Raw genomic sequence first — 20,079 nt, forward strand, 5'->3', positions numbered from 1 at the left:
ATGATCTACACAAGTTCCAAAATTTCCGGTGGTACTCTCACTTTGTTTCCCTTGAGGGAAGCTTTCTTCATGGAACAGATGGATTTCATCTATTTTGTCTACGGTCTCAGCTTGATAATTCTGGGCATGGTCTGTCATACCTTGCCCAGAGAGGATAAGACACCCCTGTCCTGGCTGTTCCTGGGACGATTTGCCTTGATCCACGGTTTGCTGGAGTGGTCGGAACTGGCTGCCATGGACCTGGGAGATACCCCTGTTTTTCATGCCAGTCGCATTTTTTTATTGATATTCTCGTTTCTTTTTCTGATGGAATTTGTTCTGAAAGGCATTGCTTTCAATAGAAAATATTCTTATATCCCAGGGTTTTCCATGGTGCCTTTGATCCTGGTGGGCGCAGGAGTCTGGTCCTGGGGAATGGATACATTCCAGGGAGTGGTCCGATATGGATTGGTCTTGCCGGCCTGCATGGCAGCCGCATGGCTGTTATGGCGGGGATTTTCTCAGGCTGATCTGCAACAACGTCGCTGGTTGCGGATCGGTGCGTGTGCCATGGCAGGATACGGCCTTGCCAAGGGTTTGGTGCCCCCCCCCGGTGACTTCTGGTTGTCGATCCATTTGAACTCTGAATCGTTTCTGCAAGCCACAGGTTTTCCGATCCAACTGGTCCGAGCCTTGCTGGCAGGGTTGCTGACGCTGTCCATCTGGAGGATGGAAACCGACCGTCCGGAAGCATCCCCACTTTTCCAAAAAAACAAACTTTACTTCGCTGTTTTCATGCTGGGTTTTGCACTCCTGGTCGGATGTGGCTGGACCTTGACCAATACATTGGGCAATCTTCATAAAACAGACCGTTCCAGGGAGTTGCAAACCAGCCTGGAATCCCTGGTCAACTACCTGAACCGTGAAATTTACGCCGTGAATGGGGGGGTGATTGCCCTGGCCGGAATCACCAGCTCTCTCTTCACTGGAAAAACCCTGTCGTCGGATCAACTGAAATCAGCCAATCTGGCAGTGGATCGAATTGCCGACACCGTGAAAGGTGGCGTGGCCTACCTCATGGACAACGATGGGTTGGCTGTGACCGCATCCAACCGGGAAACCGTCAACAGCTTTGCCGGCAAAAACTACAAATTTCGCCCCTACTTCCAGCAGGCCTTGGCAGGAAATAACGGCAATTATTTCGCTTATGGTGTGGTGAGCGGAGAGCCTGGCTATTATGCCTCCGCCCCCATCTACTCTCTGGATCAAAAGGAGATCAATGGCGTGGCCGTGATCAAAAAAACCCTGGATCCGGATGAGCTGGGATTCAAGCATTTCAGTGATGTTTTTCTGCTCAATGCCGACGGAGTTGCCCTGCTGTCCAGCAGAGACAATTTCACCCCCAGGCCCTTGTGGCCACTTCTCCCGGAAAAATTGGAAAATTTGGAAAAAACCAAGCAATTCGGGTCATTGACCAAGGTCTCGCCTGTGTTCAACAAGGAGTTGCAGGATGGAGACAGACTCGCTCTGCTGAACAAGCATTACCAGGTCGGGCGCATCATGATCAATCCGGACGGCTGGTCGCTCCTGATGCTGAAACCCGATGCGTCATCTCTGATCGATCGCATGCTGGGCATAGTGATCACGCTGCTGATCAGCTTGTTGATGCTCGCCTATTACCTGGTACTCCATCGGGAAACGACCGTGTTGTCCTCTGCCAGAATGACTGCGGAAAACGCCAGCCAAACCAAATCGCTCTTCCTGGCCAACATGAGTCATGAAATCCGCACCCCCATCAATGCGATCATGGGAATGACTCATCTGGTCCTGCAAACCAACCTCACATCCCGGCAACAACACTACCTGTTCCGCATCGATGAGGCCAGCCGTTCTTTATTGGCTATTATCAACGATATTCTTGATTTTTCCAAGATTGAAGCAGGCAAAATGACATTGGAAAGTGTCCCTTTTTCCGTGGACAAGGTTGCGGATCAGGTGGCCGCCATGGTGGCTTCCAAAACCCAGGATAAATCTCTCGAAATGATCGTTTCTGTCGATCACAGAATTCCCCACTTGTTGATGGGTGATCCACTGCGTCTCGGACAGGTCTTGCTCAATCTGGTCAGTAATGCCATCAAATTTACCGACCATGGCGAGGTCTGTTTTGACATTCAGCTTGTCGAAGCCACCGAGAAAGAAGCACGGGTACTGTTTCGGGTGCAGGATACGGGCATTGGCATGACGTCCGAACAAATGGCAAAATTGTTCAGTGCCTTCACCCAGGCGGATGCCTCGACCACGCGCCGCTTTGGCGGGACCGGCCTTGGTTTGGCCATCAGCCGTCACCTGGTGGAGCAGATGGGAAGCACGTTGTCGTTGACCAGTGAACCGGATAAAGGCAGTGTTTTCAGTTTTCAACTCACCTTGCCCCTGGCCAGGATGGAAACCCTTGTCGAACCCCAGGTGATGCCCAGCCGGTTGGTCGGGCTGCATATTCTGGTGGCCGATGACCATCCTGTGGCGCGCCGCGTCTGTCGTGACCTGCTGGTCCCCTTCCAGTGTCAGGTCGAAGAGGCGGCAGATGGCCAGCAAGCCGTGGCAAGCGTTATTCAGGCAGCCGCGAAAGCCTCTCCTTTCGATGTGGTTCTCATGGATTGGCAAATGCCCAACATGGATGGTTTGGAAGCCATCCGTCGCATTCGTGACCAGATGAAACATGACGCTCCGATCATGATCCTCGTCACGGCCTATGGCCGGGAGGATCTGATGACCCTCACGGCACAAGAGGGGGTCCCCTGTTTTCTCATGAAACCGGTGACCACTTCGACCCTGGTCGAAACAATCTCCCATGCCCTGGGAGGAGAGATTGCACCCCGCATGCGCATCGGAAACCATCCCAGGCAGATGATTGGCAAAAAGGTGCTGCTGGTAGAAGACAATGAGATCAACCAGGAAGTGGCGCAGGGCATCCTGAACCAGACCGGCCTTCAGGTCACCATTGCCAACAACGGTATGGAAGCGGTAGACATGGCACTTGACGGCTCGTTTGATGCCATACTCATGGATATACAAATGCCCATCATGGATGGCTACGAGGCAACCCGACAGATCCGGCAAAAGGAACACCTCCAGGATACACCCATCATCGCCATGACGGCCAACGCCTTGATGGGAGATCGGGAAATCTGTCTTGCAGCAGGCATGAACGACTACATTTCCAAGCCCATCGATCCCCGTTCCCTCCATGATGTATTGGCCAAATGGATTCCACTGGACGATACGCTGTCAGCGGCAAAACCCTCAGACGAAATCACCCCCCAATTACCGGATAACCTCCCGCCATTGCCCGGCTTGGATACCCGCTCCGCCCTGAGCAACATGGGTGGTGACGTGGATTTGTACCTGAATATCCTCTCCACATTTGTGCGCACCCAGGGAAACACCAGCCACACCATGGCCGAACTGTTGGTGGCCAGGGAGTGGTCCACACTGGAACGTACCGCTCACACGCTCAAAGGTGTATCCGCCACCATCGGTGCCACCAACTTGAGTGGAATAGCTCAACAAATTGAAATTAAGGCAAAAAAAGAAATAAATGACGATCAACTCCAAGACCTGTTAAACAAGGCTGCCTTGGAACTGGAAGAGGTATTGCAAACCATTGATGCCGCTGTGCCCAAGCCGGTGGTTGTGGATACCTCCACTCCCGATCATGACAAATCAGGCAACATCACCGCGCTGGTCCCCCTGTTCAGACAAGCCGCAAAACTGTTGAAAAATTACAACTCCAAAGCCGAAACAGTGATCGAGGAAATGGGTAAATTCGCGAAAAGAAACAGTGACCGCGAACAAATGCGCATCTTGAAACAAAAATTGGATGACTACGACTATGAAGGATGTCTGGAAACCTTGCAGCAATGGGCTGTCCAGATCGGCGTGCAACTGGAGAAAACAGATGACGGTTGAATCAGATCAACAGCGCAAGACCATCCTGGTCGTAGACGACGCACCCGAAAATATCTCGATCCTGAGAAAGGTGTTGAGTCGGGAGTATGATGTTCGACCAGCAGTCAACGGCAGGTCCGCCCTGCGGGCTGCCAACGTCGATCCACTTCCGGATTTGATTCTGTTGGATGTCATGATGCCGGAGATGGATGGTTATGCTGTTTGTCGGCAACTGAAAAACGATCCCCGCACCCGGGATATTCCGGTCATCTTCGTGACAGGAAAAGCCCAGGAAGCGGATGAACTCCAGGGGTTGGAGTTGGGTGCAGTGGATTACATCACCAAACCGTTTTCTCTTCCGATTGTATTGGCCCGGGTCAAAAGCCACCTGGCTTTGCGCGAAGCCAAACGTACCATCGAGGTCCAGAACGAATCGCTCAAAATGGAACGAGATCTGATTGAAAGCATCATTTCCCGTATGCGGTCAGTGGACTATTTGGATGATCGCCATCTGCGTTATCTGTTTTCTCCGGTGGAACAGACCGCTGGAGACATCCTTCTGTCGGTTTTTGCCCCTGATGGCAGGCAATTGATCCTGCTGGGTGATTTTACCGGGCATGGTTTGCCGGCAGCCATCGGCGGTCCGTTGGTTTCTTATATTTTTCAGACCCTGGTTGCACAAGGGGAGCGGGGGGTGAATCTGTTTCGTGTAATCAACAACCAGTTACAAACCCGCCTTCCCTTGGGCGTTTTCTTTGCCGCCTGTCTCGTGGAGCTGGAAACAACCCGGCAACAGGCCACCATTCTGAATGCCGGAATGCATCCGTGTCTGGTCATCCGGGGTCAGACAAAGGTTCAGGAAATTCCCTCGCAATTTCCCCCTTTGGGCATCAGCGCAATGGTCCAACCCATCACTCAGTCCACATCCGTGACGCTGGAACCGAAAGACAAAATCTACCTGTTCACGGATGGCATCGTCGAAGCCCGCACCAAAAACAACGAGGTGTTCGGCATCCACCGCCTGGAAGAGTTCCTGACCCGGCAAGTGGCCCAGGGATCTCCCCTGGAAACCCTTTTCGAACTGCTCAAGGCATTCTGCGCCACGAATCAACACGAGGATGATATTACCCTGGTGGAGATTGCAAGATGATGGTCAAGCAGGAAAAAACATTCCACGCCACAAATCAGCATGAGGATGAGATCACCCTGGCGAAGATTTCTCCCTGACGACCCGGCAGGAACAAAAAAATCAACTCACCAAACCCGGCAGGAAGCTGGACTTGTTGGAATATGCCTCTGAGAGGTTGTCCATAAACCCTCGGATAAAAAAAATTGGAAAGAAAGATTTTATTGGGGCTCCGCCCCAAACCCCGCCAAGAGGAAGGGCACAGCCCTTCCTCCTGGACCTCCATCCCAGTTTTTCATTCGTTTTTATTGAAATTAACGTAACCATTCAGAACCCCTTCATTAAAAGGATTTGACATGGAAGACTTTGTTGGGGCTCCGCCCCAAACCCCGCCAGGAGGAAGGGCACGGCCCTTCCTCCTGGACCCCCATCCCAGTTTTTCATTCGTTTTTATTGAAATCAACAAGGTATTAGACAGCCTCTGAATGAGCCGCTCAGGCGATCCAGGAATAGACCAGGGGCAGCGTCGCGAATGAAAGCAGGATTCCCAGGCCAACGGCTGCGGCGGCCAGTTCCGGGGCCAGGTTGGCGGCGATGGCCAGTGCCCCGGCAGTGATCATGGGCGGCATGGCAGATTCGAATATCGTGATCTGGGCAGTCAATCCCGACCAGCCCGCCAGATGGCAGAGAGCCATGGCCAGAAGGGGGGAAACCAGGAGTTTGAAACCCAGGGCCATGGTCAGGGGCAGCAGCATGGTTCTGGGTAACAACAGCCGGAATTGCATGCCGACAGCGACCATGACCACCGGAACCAAGGTATTGGCCAGGGTTTCCAGGACATGTTCCAGCGGCGGCGGGATGGTGCCGGAGCGCACCGCCAACGCCGCCAACAGGGCCATGAAGGGCGGGAAGGTCACGATTTTTTTCAGAATGGAACCGGGCGTGGGTTGTGAAGCATCACCATAAATGGCCATAATGAAGGTGCCGTAGGTGGCCAACGCCGAAAACGTACCAATCTGGTCGTACAGCAGGGCCGTCGCCACCCCGGATGGTCCAAAAAAAGCCTGCACCATGGGAATCCCCAAAAAAGAGGTGTTTCCCAAAGGCACCACAAGCAACAAAACCCCCGCCACAGGGCGGGACCAGGAGAAAATTCTGACCAGGAACAGGATACTTGCCGCCGAGATGACGAGCAGGATCCACGGAGTCAGGAGAGGTGCCCAAAGATCTCTGGAAAATACAATCTGCGGCACGCGGGTCAGGACCAGAGCCGGCAGGGACACATGAATGACAAACCGGTTCAACACCAGGGCACCATCAGGAGGCATCACCCCCAGTCGCTGCAAGGCCATCCCCAAAAGAAGCGCCAAAACAATCATCAAAAAATTTTCCATCTCCGGTTTACCCTCTCCCCAGAATTCACTTGGAATCCTTGATTTTTTGGCCAACGAAATAATTTGTTACAATTTCCCACTGGCCGGAAACACTCTGTTTACAATTTGCGGGGCATGATCAAGCCTGCTGCATGGATAATACCTGAAATACCTGAAATACCTGAAATGCTTGAAATAACTGAAATACCTGAAATAATGCGTTTGTACGACGATTTTGACGATTCTGGAAAAGTGATGCAAATCTTTGCATTTTTGCTGTGGATCATGCTGGGTTCCTGTTTATTCTGGATGCCGGCGGTGTTGGCCTGGGGTGGCGAGGAGGATCCCCTGGCCACCGAGGGGATGGTGTCGCTTTCGCCAGCCGGGACCCTTCTGCCCGCCACGGGTACCCCCTGTGCCACGCAAAACGACCTTCAACCGTTGCGGTCCCTGGTGTTTTCTGCGGTGATGGAACATGCCTTGTGCCGGCATCCCCAGACCCGCCAGGCCTGGGTCAATGCCCGGGTGCAGGCGGCCCAGGTGGGGGTCAGTCAGGGGGCGTTGTTGCCCACCCTCACGGGAACCCCGGCGCTGACCCATCGTCAGACGGCCACATCCAGCGATTCTCTCACCCGCAACCAGCAAAACACGACGGCGGACGCTTCCCTGACTCTGAGTTGGTTGTTGTATGATTTTGGTGCCCGGGAGGCCAATCTGGCAAGTGCCCGTGCCCTGCTGACCGCCCTCAATGCCGATCATGCCACGGCGGTTTGGCGGGTCTATCTGGCTGCTGCCCGGGCTTATTTTCAATATTTTATTGCCGAGGCCACCGTGACGGCAACCCGGGAGGCCGAAGCCGCCGCCGCAACCAGTCTGGATGCGGCAGGCACCCGGCGGTCGGCTGGAGTGGGAACGCCCGCCGACGAATGGCAGGCACGCACGGCCCATTCCCAGGCCACGCTCAATCGCATCCGTGCCGAAGGGGATTTGCGGGTGGCCCGTGGTGTACTGGCGGAAAGCCTGGGCGAGAATGTGGATGCCGATGTGACGCTGGCACCCTATCCCGTCGGGGAATTGGATCCCCTGCTCCACCATGTTGCCGAGCTGTCGGACTTGCTGACCGAGGCACAGAAACAGCGTCCGGAACTGAAGGCAGCGGCGGCCCAGGTGGCAGCCGCCCGGGCCGAAGTCAAGGCCGCCGAGGTGGCCGGATTGCCCACCATCACCTTGACCACCACCCTGGATGGATCCCGGGATACCAAAAACAATGCGGCTCAGGAAGGGGTGGTCGGGGTTAAACTTTCCTATCCCCTGTTCGATGGTTACAAAACCACCTATCGCCTCCGCGCCGCCCGGGAACAGGAAACGGCCCGGCGCATCCAGGAAGAGCAGACCCGGCATCAGGTGGGCCTCGATGTCTGGAAGGGGTATCAGCAATTGTTGACCGAGACCCAGGCGTTGCGCACTTCTGTCGATTTGGCAGCCAGTGCCCGCCAATCCGAGCGGGTGGCGCGTGGCCGCTATGAAGCCGGTGTGGGTACCATTCTGGATCTTTTGACCGCCCAAAGCACCCTGGCAGATGCCCGGCGGCAACACATCCAGGCTTTTTACAACTGGCACCTGGCCCGGATCACCCTGGCCCAGGCAGTAGGCCGTTTGGATGGCAACTGACATGTCCTGGAAAAAATTCATCGTCTGGCTCCTTTTATCCATTCTGCTCGGCACAGCCGGCTATGCCGGCTGGCAATACCGGTTTGATGTACCCGGTTATTCCATCGTGCAGGAGTGGTTTGTCCCCCCCCTGGAAACCCGCTACAAAACCCTGCCCATCAGCCGCGGCCATCTGGCCCGGACGGTGACGGCCAATGGCACCCTGAATCCGGTGGTTCTGGTCAATGTCGGAACCCAGGTCTCCGGCACCGTGCAAAAACTGCATGTCGATTACAACTCCCGGGTTGAAAAAGACCAGATTCTGGTGGAACTGGATCCGGCGCTGTCCAAGGCGCAGGTCCGGCAAAGCGAGGCCAACATGGCGAGTGCCCGGGCATCCCTGGATTTGGCCAAGGCCAATGCGGCCCGCATGCGGACCCTGTTCCAGAAGGAATTTGTTTCGCGGCAGGAGTGGGACCAGGCCACCCAGGCCGTCAAATCGGCCCAGGCCCAACTGGCTTTGGCCCAGGCACAAAATGACAAGGACCGGACCAACCTGGCCTATACAATCATTCGTTCCCCGGTGTCCGGCGTGGTGGTGGACCGGCAGGTGGATGTCGGGCAGACCGTGGCAGCCAATTTTCAGACTCCAACCCTGTTTCGCATCGCCCAGAACCTCAGCAAAATGCAGATCGACGCCAATTTTGCCGAAGCCGATATCGGCCAGATTCGGGTGGACCAGGAGGCGCGGTTCACGGTGGATGCCTTCCCCAACCGCTCGTTTCAGGGCACGGTGCAACGGATTCGCCTGACCCCGCTCATTCAACAGAATGTGGTAACTTACGATGTCGTCATTGCCGTGGAAAATCCGGAATTGATTCTGATGCCCGGCATGACAGCCTATGTGCGCATCGTGGTAGCACAACGCGACAATGTGTTGCTGATACCCAACTCTGCCCTGCGTTTCCGGCCAGCCACGAAAAACACGGGCAAACCGGATGGATCGGCACCCAGAAAACAGGGAACCCCGGGCGAACCCGGTGCAGGAACCCGAATCGACGGATCGGCACACACAAAATCTGGACCCCAGGGCGAATCCGGATCGGGTACTGTCCACCAACTGCTGAACAACGCCCTCGAACCGGTACGGATCGGGATCGGCATCACCGACAATCGCCAAACCGAGATGACTTCAGGCAAACTTCAGGAAGGTGATCTGGTCGTTGTCGAAGAGGCACGTTCTGGTCAGGATGAAAAGAAATCCATGCCGCCGCATGGGGGCATGCGCATGAGGATGTTTTGACGGTGGATACCCCACGGCCCCTCATCCATATTCGCGGGTTGGGCAAGGATTATGTCACGGCGGCAGGACCGGTATTGGCCCTGGATGGCGTCGATCTGGATATTGCGGCGGGCGAGTTTGTCGCCATCATGGGCCCCTCGGGTTCCGGCAAATCCACTTTCATGAATCTGCTCGGATGCCTGGATGTGCCCACCCGGGGCCAATACCATCTGGCCGGGGCCGATGTGCAAAACCTCAACTCCGACCAGTTGGCCGACTTGCGCAATCGCATGATCGGCTTTGTTTTTCAAGGGTTCAATCTGATTTCCCGGGCCGATCTTCTGCACAATGTCGCCCTGCCCCTCCTCTATGCCGGCGTCAAAAAATCCGTTCGTCAGACGCAGGCCCGCGAGATGCTCGCCAGAGTGGGCCTGGAAAAGTATGGTGCCCATTTGCCCAGTCAGATATCCGGCGGCCAACAGCAGCGCGTCGCCATTGCCCGCGCCTTGATCAATCATCCCGGCCTGATCCTGGCCGACGAACCCACCGGCAACCTCGACAGTCACACCAGTCAGGAAATCATGGATCTTTTCATCCGGCTCAACCGGGAGGAAGGCATCACAATCGTGCTGGTCACCCATGAAGCGGACATTGCCCGTCATGCCCGCCGCCTGGTGCGGTTTGTCGATGGTCGTCTGGCCGACGATGCGACCGTGAATAACAGCGTCTGAGCAAAGATGTCCTGGATCAACACGCGCACCTGCCCCACATTTTTTCCGCAACATTCCCGTCTTGATCCGGGAAGCGGATTGAGGCGAAAATAGGCAATCCGATCATGAAAGAGGAGACTCCCCATGGCCCTGGCTGAAGAAATCTATCAACGTGCCCAACAGTTGCCCGAGGACAAAGCGGCAGAGGTTCTGGACTTTATTGGCTATTTGGAAACCACGATGAATCGTCGATCATCCATTCAGGAGAAACGTCGTCCTGTGTTGGAATGGCTGAAACCTGTTCACGTCAGTTCCTGGGACAACACGATTGATTTAAGTCGAGAAGCCATGTATGGCGACGATGGACGCTGATACCCTGTTTCTCGACACGAATATCCTTGTTCACGCCAGCGTGGCCAGCTCGCCACGACATGCAGAGTGTGTGGCCTTCCTGCAACTTCAGGAAGATGCGGGTATGCGAATGGGGATCAATCGACAGGTACTGCGTGAGTTCATGGCCGTGCTGTCTCGTTCGCAATCCTTCACCCCACGGATCCCCATGGATGAAATCATTTCTCTTGTCACTACGTTTCGTCAGACGTGGAATGTCTTCGACGAAACGGAAGAGACTGGAAACCGACTGCTGAGACTGGTTGCAGAAATTCCCGTCGGCGGTAAACAGATCCACGATGCCAACATAGTCGCTACCATGTTGGCTTATGGCATTCCCACCCTGGCCACCTATAATCTGGCCGATTTTCGCCGTTTCAAGACTCACATCCGTCTGATCACACCGGAAACATCGTCTTGACCACCATGCCCGGCAACCCCTGGGATATCCGGTTCATGGCCGTGTTCCACATCTCCAGTGACATCCATTCAGTGATTCATCAATTCAAAATCAAGGACACTCGCATCATCCGCAAGGAAAACTGAAATCGTTTATATAATCAATGGCAAAGGTGAGAACATGTCATGATCGGTTCCATTGTTGGGGAAGCGTGGTTGGCCATGGGGGCCAATCGGATGCGCACCTTTCTGACCATGCTGGGCATCATGATCGGTGTCGGGGCCGTGATCCTGATGATGGCCATCGGTGAAGGGATGCGTTCCCAGGTTGCGCAGTCCATCGCCTCCATGGGCAGCAATCTGTTCGTCATTCTGTCCGGGTCATCCACCTCCGGTGGCATGCGCATGGGGGGGGGAGCCGCACCCACCCTCAAACATGAAGATGCCAAAGCCATTGCCGAATTGCCCGCCATCTCTGCCGTCGCCCCCACATATCCTGGCAGTGCCCAGATTGTGTATGGTGCCAACAATTGGAGTACAACGGTGTATGGCACCACCCCGGATTATCTCGTGGTCAGGGATTGGCCTTTGGCATCCGGCTTTATTTTCACCGATACCGATCTACGTTCGGCCACCCGGGTGGCGGTCATTGGCCAGACCGTGGTCAAAAATTTATTTTTGGACGAAGATCCGGTTGGCAAGATGCTGCGCATCCGCCACAGTCCCTATCTGATCATCGGCGTGTTGACCGCCAAGGGCCAAAGCCTGGAAGGACGTGACCAGGATGACTCCATTCTGATTCCCCTCACCACGGCCCAGTCGCAGCTTTTCGGGGTGTCAATTCCCGGCTCGGTACGTTTCATCATTGCCCAGGTCATGGGGCCTGAACTCATGGCCAGCGCCGAACAGGCCATCACCCAGCTCTTGCGGCAACGCCACCGTCTGCAAGAGGGCGTGGATAATGATTTTTCCGTCCTCAATCTGACTTCCGTGACCAAAACCGCCGCCGATACCGCCCGGATCATGACCATGATGCTCGGTTCCATTGCTTCCATATCCCTGCTGGTGGGCGGGATCGGCATCATGAACATCATGCTCGTTTCGGTCACCGAACGGACCCGTGAAATCGGCATTCGCATGGCCATCGGTGCCCGCCGCCGCGCCATACTCCTGCAATTTCTCCTGGAAGCGGTCATCATTTCCATCGGCGGCTGCCTGATCGGGGTCCTGCTCGGAATCGGCAGTGGACTCCTGATCAATCATCTCTTTGAAACATCCGTCATTTTCACAATGGATTCCACCGTAATGGCCTTCCTGGTGGCCGCCGGCGTCGGAGTCTTTTTCGGGTTTTATCCCGCCAATAAAGGGGCACGTCTGAAACCAATCGAAGCGTTGCGGTACTCGAACTGATTGGATAAACTGATCGAAGGCTTCGTTTTCCAGGCCCTTGTTGAATTCATGGAGATATATATGATCGAATGTGGAACTGTCAGGCCGAGTAAAACGATGGTGGTATCGGTGGGTTCAAGCCAACCATGGGGAGAACGGTCATGGGTGAAACTGAATTGATGGAAAAATTACGGTCACTGCCACATGAAAAACAGGCAGAAGTATATGATTTCGTTGAATTCCTTTCAGAGAGATACCTTGTACAAACCGGGACTGGAAGTGTGTCTGGAAAATCGGGAGAAGGGACAGGAGTCCATCGGAATGCGTCGGCTGGCACAATGATTCGTCCTCCCAAGCCAATGAGCGAGGAGGAGATCAAGCGGATTTTTCAAGCCGCCCAAGGCGCATGGGGACCTCGAACCCTGGAAGAGACCGATGCTCTGATCCAAGAGCGACGTCGGATTGATTGGGGTGATAACAACAAGTGTACCTCATGAATATTTTGTTCGATACCAACCCATTGATTTATTTTCTCAACAAGCAATTACCACCGGAAGGTGAACGCTTGGTGCTGAGGGGGATGCATGGTGGAGCAGCGGCTTATTCGGTCATCACGCGCATTGAAGTGCTGGGATACCCATCCCCACCGGGAAAAATAGAAGCAGCTCGTCACCTGCTGGATAGCATGACCGAGATCGGTCTGAGCGAATCCATTCTGGAACAAACCATTGTTTTGCGCCAGAAATACCGCCGGTTGAAACTTCCTGATGCCATCATCGCCGCCACGGCCATGGTATTCACTTTGCCCGTGTTGACCCGCAACGTGGGAGATTTTGGTGCCATCGTTGGATTGCGGGTAATGGATCCCTTCGTTGACGTACTCATGTAAAGCTGGCCACACGTCGTCTGTCAAAGCCATCTTCAAAAAGAGGGTGCCACCTGTTCTGCGGCTGCCTTTTCTTCGGCAAGGCGTTTGCGAGTCTCTTCCAGTTCGCGCTTCAAGGCATCCGTATCGGCTGCATGTTCCAGTTTGGTCAGTTTCGACTGTCACTGAATTATCAAGGTGCCAGTCAATTTGCTGCCAGTCAGCGAAACGTTATTGACCGACAAGGCTCCCACATCGAAGTAGTTTGCGTCTTTATCCATGAGGTTCACACCCTCTATGAAAGTTGTGACAACAAACCTGCCCTTTGATAACATGGGGAAATTCTTCATATACGAACTTTGGGCAGTCACATTGTTGACTATTGGATTGATAAGGTTGTTGCCATTCAAAGTGATGGTAGCACCGGTCGAGCGCACATGATCACTACTGATGGTGATGGCATCTATCTTCGAGTTGACCAGGGAAGCTGTAAATTCAGACCCTGTCTCGTTTTTAAAAGTATAGCTTAGTTTGGCGTCGGCAGGAACATTCGCAGTTAGCAAAGAGTCTCCGTGGATAATCAGATCAACACTATCGATCAACATGCTCATGCGCAATTTATTTGTCGTGCTGGCCACACCATTGACATCAACTGGTGTCACTTTGAAGCCAAGCTTGACACTTCTGGTCGAAACGCCTCCAAGGGGTTCCCCTTCTGCTTTAGCCACAAATGAAAGCGTATCAACACCACCCCATACGGATGCACTTGGAACGAAAGAGGAAATGGTAAAACTGCCATTGGAAGTGACCGGAGTGGTAATACCGTTGACAGTAACGGCATTGTTCACCAACATGAAACCACTTTTGCCGGAAACGGTGGAAATGGTTTCCGGGGCTTTGGCAGCTCCCTCGACCAATGTAGAAGATGACACATCTTTCCCGGTGACACTTTGAATATTTTTTGCAACATCTGGATTGCTTGCAAGCAAGGCATTCAACCTGGCGACATCCCCGGCGAGCTGATCCAAGATTCCCTTTTGCACCAAAACACTCATGTTGCTCAATTTCGTGGAATCGAAGACATTTTTCATCCAAGCATTGGATTGGATTTCACTGAGGATGAAGGAAAGCACACTGGCGATCATGTCATCGGTGATTTTGAAAGCAGATGCGGCATTTTTGGTGGTATCCGCCATTGCTTCTTTCATTCTATCCTGCATACCTGTCATCATGAAGGTCGTCAGCATGTAGGTCTGGTCCGCAGACACGGTTGGACCGTAGAATATCTCCTGCGAATTAACCACGAACTGGACCATTTTTTTGGAAATATTCGTTGCGGTTGGAATTTCGACCTTGGCAGGGTCAGGTTTAGTTTTGTCGAATCTGGAGTCTTCAGCCACAGTGGCAACTTGCATGAGGGCACCTGTTACAGCTTTCATGACGCCGGTGACAACATTTTTGTCTTCCAGTTTTCCGCGATTGTCCTTCAGCACTGTTTGCACATAAGCCAATTCGGCACCAACGGCTCTGATTTTGGCCTCGATAGTGCTGTTCAAGGCTCTTGCTGTGCCACTTCTGAAGTTGTCATCGATGATTATGGCCCTGAACAGAGGATCACGCAACCGGTCGGCCACGACATCCATGCGCTCCTGGGCACCAATCAGAAGATGCATATCCTGATCTTGCAAGCTGACCACGATGCTATCCAGGGTAGACCCTGTGACAAAATCGGTTCCTGCCGTGCTGACCAGTCTGGCAACGTTTTGTGTGGCCCGGACAATCGTATCCCCGGCCAGTGCTGTAATACCAGCCGGGTTGACCAGATTCAGGGAGGTTGCGGACGTGAAAGCAGCATCCTTGGCCAAGTTGGCAACTGCTGTTTTGATGACAAAGGATGCCAGTGAATCCAGATCAGTGGTCTTCGCGGTATCAACAAAATTGTAGACAGTCGGAGATATGGCACTCGATCAATTCAAATAGACGATAAAACAACACCACATTGCATAAATAATGCGATCAACCAATAAATAAACCCATCACCGACGCTTAACTACACCACTCAGGCACTCCTGATGGATCTTTATTTTACTGACAGCGTGCGATAAGAAATCCCCGACACACCCCTGTTCACTCTGATGCATGACAGGCTCTCTTGAGAGCCGATATCACGATAGCGACAATCGATCACATGGTCAAGCTATTTTTATTATTAATATTTTTTAATTTTAGCGAAATGCAATTTTTTATTACAGTTCTCCTCCATAACTTTCATGATATCACCTATTTTTTACATATTTACTTACAAAATTTTATCAATCTAAATTTTTTTAGATCACATCCACACAATATAATCAGAAAGAATTTTATCAAAAAAAGACTCCATCCTGAGACATGAACAAATTTTAAGGCATGGGCGAACGATTCCGTACCTGATGCAAAATGAATGACACCAACGCCATCTTCTGGTAACCTGAGGATGTGTGGTGCTTGGTGCCACCCAAAGCCAGAGCCGATGCCCTGACCAGACTGGTCATCATCGCCGAACTGCGCAAATTGGAACTCGTGGTCATCAAGGAGGCAAACGAAATGGCCATCACCTTCGATGTCATGGAAAATGATGTTTTGCGGGAAATCTTCCTGAAAACACAACAAGAAAGCGAGAAAAGGGGCGAAAAAAGTTGGAAAACAAATTCGGTATTCTATCCGATGAAACTCGAAACAAAATCCTCAAGGCAAGACGCTCCACCCCGGAAAAGTGGAGCCTTCATGTGCTGAAAGCCGATACCCTGGAAGATGTTTTCCGTATCAAGGACAAAGAGTGAACTGAACGGATGATCGGGACACGGGCGATTATTTTTCCTGCTGTCTGCACGCCTTGAGCGCCTTGTGATCTGCGGCGGCCTGCACACAACTCTGCACATGCTGAAGTCTTGCGAGTCGTTCAGCGATATTCTTGAGAACCTTGGCCTTGTGTTCCGGGAATTTTTCCTGGAGTTTATGGCCATCTCTCCGGCCAGCGTCAGGATTGCCCTGGGGACCTCCCGTTTCAGCGGCACTTTGTGTGACACCCGCGACCGTCCAAAACATCACCAACGCAGTCAAAAAGACATATTTTTTCATTTGCAGTCTCCTGTGATTCCCGGATGCACGGGGCTTGTCGTGTTGCATGTTACAGAAAAAATTACCGATTTGCAATTAGCGTTCATGACCTGTCAGTAGCGGATCGGCAAGGGTGGGACAGGATGAAGAAAAAAAATGCACTCCCGTTGATCCAGGTCAAGCACATAGCCATCAATCCATTTCATTATGGCAAAAATCTGTCAAACTGGTCCGGCATGGTAGAGAGACGCTGGCCGGGATACCGGACGAGAGGCCCATCCCGGATAAAAAAATCACGCGACTTGATCCAGGTCAAATACCTGATCAGGTTCTTCTTTCCAAGATTATCGTTGCCATGTAGGATCGCCACTTCAATGTCACCCCGGCGCAGGTTCCGGACTGATGGTACCAGTTCATTGTTCAATTAAATCAAAGGAGAAAAAAATGGCGCAGCAAGGAAATCATGCTGATGCGGGGGGGGAGGAGATTCCCTTCATGCAAAAGCTGCTGGACAATCCGTTCCAGCTTTTGGCTTTGGGGCTTGTCGTACCCGGTGTCTTTTACTTGATCTGGGGCCTCATTGAGGCCATCACCATCCCTCTGGCTCAGTAGAACGAAACGGGAGAAAACCACGATGTCGATCACCCCTCCCTCACAGAAAATCTGGTGGAATCAGCCCATCGACAAGATCGAGGCCGCCTGGATTGGCCTGGCCCTGGTCTGGTGTCTCGTGCTGTTCCTGTGGATGCCCTACTGGCATGTCTTTGGCAAACAAAACCTCTCCTCCGAATCGTACAAGACGACCCCGGCCGCCTTTGAGAAAAAGACGAACGAGATGATCAGCAAGTACACGGTTCGCAAGGAGGTCAACGGCCAGATGCCCGTCGTTGCCCCCCCCCCGGGCAGCAATGTCTACCTGGCCGCCAGCAAATGGGCCTGGAATCCCATCCTGGAACTGAAAAAAGGCCAGAGCTATCGTCTGCACATTTCGTCCCTGGATTGGCAGCATGGGTTTTCCCTGCAACCGGTCAACATGAATCTGCAAATCCTGCCTGGCTACGAAACCGTGATCACCCTGACACCCACGCAGACAGGGGAATTCGGCGTTGTTTGCAATGAATTCTGCGGGATCGGTCATCATGCCATGCTTGGCAAGATCTACGTAAAAGATTGAAAAGTAAACAGGAGGAATGCAGCATGGCAGGTAACTCATTCAGACAATGTCCCTCATCGGGATTGTACTTTCATCGGAGTGCCGAATCCCTCATGAAAGCCCACGCCGTCATGGCCGTGGTCTTTTTTCTGATCGGTGGCATTTTCGGACTGTTGGTCATGTTGACCCGCATGCCCAGTGTCCATCTTCTCTCAGCCGAAGCGTTTTACATGGCCCTGAGTATCCACGGTACGGATATTCTGATCTTCTGGATCATCTTCTTTGAAATCGCGGTTCTTTATTTTGCCTCCAGCACCCTGTTGCGGGTGCGACCGGCAATGCCCCAATTGGGTTGGCTCGGATTCATCCTGATGCTCGCCGGTTCCGTGACGACGACGCTCTCCTTTTTCCGGGGCAACTCCTCCGTCATGTTCACAAGCTATGTACCCATGCCGGCGGAACCCATTTTCTACCTTGGCCTGATCCTGTTCGCCGTGGGTGCCCTGGTCGGATGCTTCCTGTTCCTGGGAACCCTGGTGATCGCCAAACGGGAAAAAACCTATGAAGGTTCCATCCCCCTGGTGACCTTCGGCGCACTGACCGCCTGCATCATTGCCATTCTGACCATCGTCATGGGTGCCATCATCCTGATCCCCACCCTGCTCTGGTCCATGGGCTACATCGCCGAAATCGATCCCCTGGTCTACCGGACCATCTGGTGGGGCCTTGGCCACTCTTCCCAACAGATCAACGTTTCGGCGCAGGTGGCCATCTGGTACGCCATCGCTGCCATCGTCTTTGGTGCCAAACCCATGTCGGAGAAGGTCAGCCGCGGTGCCTTCCTGCTCTACATCCTGTTCCTGCAACTCGCTTCGGCCCACCACCTGCTCGTGGATCCAGGCCTCAGCACCAGTTGGAAAGTGTTCAACACGAGCTATGCCATGTACCTCGCGGTCCTGGCCAGCATGGTCCATGGTCTGACCGTCCCCGGCTCCATCGAAGTGGCCCAACGCAAAAAGGGATTCACCAACGGCCTCTTCGAATGGCTCCGCAAGGCCCCCTGGGACAATCCGGTATTTTCCGGCATGTTCCTCGCCATGATCATCTTCGGCTTCATCGGCGGCATCACCGGCGTCGTCATGGGTACCGAACAGATCAACCTGATCATTCACAACACCATTTTCGTTCCCGGTCACTTCCACGCCACCGTGGCCGTCGGCACCACCCTGACCTTCATGGCCATCACCTACTTCCTGATCCCGGTCCTTTTCCGCCGGGAACTGATCCTGCCCAAACTGGCAAAAATTCAGCCCTATCTGTTTGCCGGTGGCATGCTCATGCTCATCCTCTTCATGTTGGGTGCCGGTACCCTGGGTGTACCCCGTCGGCATTGGGACGTGAGTTTCTCCGACGCTGTCATGAAATTCCAGTTCGCCGGAACCGCCATCACCATGCTCGGCATGGCCGGTGTCGGTGGCATCCTGGCCGCCCTGGGTGGTGCTGCCTACTGCCTCATCGCTGTCGGTTCCCTGGTCTTCGGCAAACGCCTGGACGACAATGCCTCCCTGTTCTCCAGCTTTGGCTTCCCGATGGCCGCCCCGGCCTACAAGGTGGATCAACCGGATCGTCTGGCCATGACCCCGGTCGAAAGCCACGGCAGCGAACCTCATGCCGCACCAGGCACCTTCGCACTGGCCCTGGTCTTCCTGGCCACATTCGTGGTCTACTTCTTCATCAATGCCAAATATCTCTCATCCCTCTGGCATATGAGCTGATATCCACAACCGGGGATGGGCATTTCCGCCCATCCCCGATTTTCCCACACGACCCTTGCCCGGGAAGAAGCTTACAATGGTCGCCAGAATCAAACATGTATTGACCCTGTTCAAATTACGCATCGGCGTGGCCATCGTCCTGACTGCCCTGACAGGCTTGGCCGTCACCCCTGGTTCCGCTCTCTCCACCATGCAGGTGCTGGTGCTGACCATGGCCGTGCTGCTCTCCGCCTCCGCAGCGGGGGGATTCAATCATTATTTCGATTGGGACCTTGACTCACGCATGGCGCGGACCCGCAACCGCCCCTTCGTCGCCGGAACCCTGCCCCGCTCACCCTGGTGGCTGCCGCTCTTCGGCAGCATGATGCTCCTCCCCTGTGTGGCCGTCATGCTCGCCATCAACGTCACGGCAGGTCTGTTCGTCTTTCTGGGAGCCTTTTTTTATGGTGGCGTCTATACCTTCTGGCTGAAGCGCCGCACCTGGATGAATATCGTCATCGGTGGCTTGGCTGGCAGCTTTTCCATTCTCGCCGGGTCCGCAGCCGTCAATCCAGACCTCGGTCCCCTCTCCCTGTGGCTGGCCGTGGTGCTGTTCCTCTGGACGCCGCCCCATTTCTGGAGTCTGGCCATCACCCTCCGTGCCGACTATGCCGCCGCCGGTGTCCCCATGCTGCCGGTCGTGGTCGGCAATGTCGTATCGTCCCGGGTCATCCTGGGTCATACCGTTCTCCTGGTCATGGCCTCGATCATGCCCTTTTTCCATGGTCTCGGCTGGGTTTATCTCGCCGGTGTCCTGTTGGGGGGTACCCTGTTCCTGTACCGCAGCATTCTCTTGGTCCGCAACCCCGTGCCCCTGGCTGCCAAGGCCAATTTTCTCGCATCCCTCCAGCAGTTGGCCCTCTTTCTGGGTGGTGCTTGCCTGGATCCCTGGCTGCGGGGTTGAA

18 protein-coding genes are annotated in these 20,079 nt (G+C 53.9%); 15 read left to right on the forward strand and 3 right to left on the reverse strand.

Features of this window, described 5'->3' with window-relative positions:
* Together HQL65_00175 and HQL65_00180 are read left to right on the forward strand one after the other, a co-directional pair.
* Nucleotides 1-3,945 carry a response regulator gene (locus tag HQL65_00175; protein MBF0134633.1) on the forward strand — a complete coding sequence of 1,315 codons (3,945 nt, stop codon included), beginning with the start codon at nucleotides 1-3 and terminating at the stop codon, nucleotides 3,943-3,945.
* The gene (locus HQL65_00180; protein ID MBF0134634.1) at nucleotides 3,935-5,074 is read left to right on the forward strand and encodes a SpoIIE family protein phosphatase; all 1,140 of its coding nucleotides are present in this window, start codon (nucleotides 3,935-3,937) and stop codon (nucleotides 5,072-5,074) included. Before HQL65_00175 ends, HQL65_00180 begins: the two co-directional genes overlap by 11 nt.
* A 470-nt stretch (nucleotides 5,075-5,544) precedes the next feature.
* Here the strand turns inward: HQL65_00180 and HQL65_00185 are convergent, their stop codons facing one another.
* Nucleotides 5,545-6,444, reverse strand: coding sequence for an AEC family transporter (locus tag HQL65_00185; GenBank protein ID MBF0134635.1), 900 nt, complete (start codon nucleotides 6,442-6,444; stop codon nucleotides 5,545-5,547).
* Between the two features lie 234 nt (nucleotides 6,445-6,678).
* Here HQL65_00185 and HQL65_00190 point away from each other — a divergent pair, with 234 nt between their 5' ends.
* From HQL65_00190 to HQL65_00225, 8 genes are all read left to right on the forward strand, one after another.
* The gene (locus tag HQL65_00190; GenBank protein MBF0134636.1) at nucleotides 6,679-8,094 is read left to right on the forward strand and encodes a TolC family protein; all 1,416 of its coding nucleotides are present in this window, start codon (nucleotides 6,679-6,681) and stop codon (nucleotides 8,092-8,094) included.
* A 1-nt stretch (nucleotide 8,095) separates the two neighbouring features.
* On the forward strand, nucleotides 8,096-9,376 hold the full coding sequence (locus HQL65_00195; protein ID MBF0134637.1) for an efflux RND transporter periplasmic adaptor subunit: 1,281 nt from the start codon (nucleotides 8,096-8,098) through the stop codon (nucleotides 9,374-9,376).
* 2 nt (nucleotides 9,377-9,378) lie between these two features.
* On the forward strand, nucleotides 9,379-10,086 hold the full coding sequence (locus HQL65_00200; protein MBF0134638.1) for an ABC transporter ATP-binding protein: 708 nt from the start codon (nucleotides 9,379-9,381) through the stop codon (nucleotides 10,084-10,086).
* A 123-nt stretch (nucleotides 10,087-10,209) separates the two neighbouring features.
* On the forward strand, nucleotides 10,210-10,437 hold the full coding sequence (locus HQL65_00205; protein ID MBF0134639.1) for a DUF2281 domain-containing protein: 228 nt from the start codon (nucleotides 10,210-10,212) through the stop codon (nucleotides 10,435-10,437).
* On the forward strand, nucleotides 10,418-10,876 hold the full coding sequence (locus HQL65_00210; protein ID MBF0134640.1) for a type II toxin-antitoxin system VapC family toxin: 459 nt from the start codon (nucleotides 10,418-10,420) through the stop codon (nucleotides 10,874-10,876). The genes HQL65_00205 and HQL65_00210 overlap by 20 nt, the downstream gene beginning before the upstream one ends.
* Before the next feature lie 164 nt (nucleotides 10,877-11,040).
* A complete protein-coding gene (locus HQL65_00215) occupies nucleotides 11,041-12,264 on the forward strand; it encodes an ABC transporter permease (GenBank protein ID MBF0134641.1) in 1,224 nt (407 codons plus the stop codon).
* 140 nt (nucleotides 12,265-12,404) lie between these two features.
* Nucleotides 12,405-12,740: a DUF2281 domain-containing protein gene (locus tag HQL65_00220; GenBank protein MBF0134642.1), complete on the forward strand. Its 336-nt coding sequence runs from the start codon at nucleotides 12,405-12,407 to the stop codon at nucleotides 12,738-12,740.
* Nucleotides 12,737-13,132: a type II toxin-antitoxin system VapC family toxin gene (locus tag HQL65_00225; protein ID MBF0134643.1), complete on the forward strand. Its 396-nt coding sequence runs from the start codon at nucleotides 12,737-12,739 to the stop codon at nucleotides 13,130-13,132. The genes HQL65_00220 and HQL65_00225 overlap by 4 nt, the downstream gene beginning before the upstream one ends.
* Nucleotides 13,133-13,290: 158 nt before the next feature.
* Here the strand turns inward: HQL65_00225 and HQL65_00230 are convergent, their stop codons facing one another.
* Nucleotides 13,291-14,973, reverse strand: a complete 1,683-nt coding sequence (locus HQL65_00230; protein ID MBF0134644.1) for a hypothetical protein — start codon at nucleotides 14,971-14,973, stop codon at nucleotides 13,291-13,293.
* Nucleotides 14,974-15,595: 622 nt separating this feature from the next.
* Between HQL65_00230 and HQL65_00235 the strand changes: the two genes are divergently transcribed.
* The gene (locus HQL65_00235) at nucleotides 15,596-15,883 is read left to right on the forward strand and encodes a hypothetical protein (GenBank protein MBF0134645.1); all 288 of its coding nucleotides are present in this window, start codon (nucleotides 15,596-15,598) and stop codon (nucleotides 15,881-15,883) included.
* A gap of 75 nt (nucleotides 15,884-15,958) precedes the next feature.
* On the opposite strand, the gene HQL65_00240 is transcribed toward HQL65_00235, so the two are convergent.
* Entirely contained in the window at nucleotides 15,959-16,228 is a 270-nt protein-coding gene (locus tag HQL65_00240; GenBank protein MBF0134646.1) for a hypothetical protein, read from the reverse strand.
* 423 nt (nucleotides 16,229-16,651) lie between these two features.
* Between HQL65_00240 and HQL65_00245 the strand changes: the two genes are divergently transcribed.
* The 4 genes from HQL65_00245 (at nucleotide 16,652) to cyoE (ending at nucleotide 20,078) form a co-directional block, all read left to right on the forward strand.
* A complete protein-coding gene (locus tag HQL65_00245; GenBank protein ID MBF0134647.1) occupies nucleotides 16,652-16,819 on the forward strand; it encodes a hypothetical protein in 168 nt (55 codons plus the stop codon).
* A gap of 22 nt (nucleotides 16,820-16,841) precedes the next feature.
* Nucleotides 16,842-17,381: a cytochrome C oxidase subunit II gene (locus HQL65_00250; protein MBF0134648.1), complete on the forward strand. Its 540-nt coding sequence runs from the start codon at nucleotides 16,842-16,844 to the stop codon at nucleotides 17,379-17,381.
* Between the two features lie 23 nt (nucleotides 17,382-17,404).
* Entirely contained in the window at nucleotides 17,405-19,135 is a 1,731-nt protein-coding gene (locus tag HQL65_00255) for a cbb3-type cytochrome c oxidase subunit I (GenBank protein ID MBF0134649.1), read from the forward strand.
* Between the two features lie 76 nt (nucleotides 19,136-19,211).
* On the forward strand, nucleotides 19,212-20,078 hold the full coding sequence (gene cyoE / locus HQL65_00260) for a protoheme IX farnesyltransferase (GenBank protein ID MBF0134650.1): 867 nt from the start codon (nucleotides 19,212-19,214) through the stop codon (nucleotides 20,076-20,078).
* Nucleotide 20,079: the final 1 nt, after the last annotated feature.

The organism is Magnetococcales bacterium, assembly GCA_015228935.1.
Taxonomy (GTDB): Bacteria; Pseudomonadota; Magnetococcia; order Magnetococcales; family DC0425bin3; genus HA3dbin3.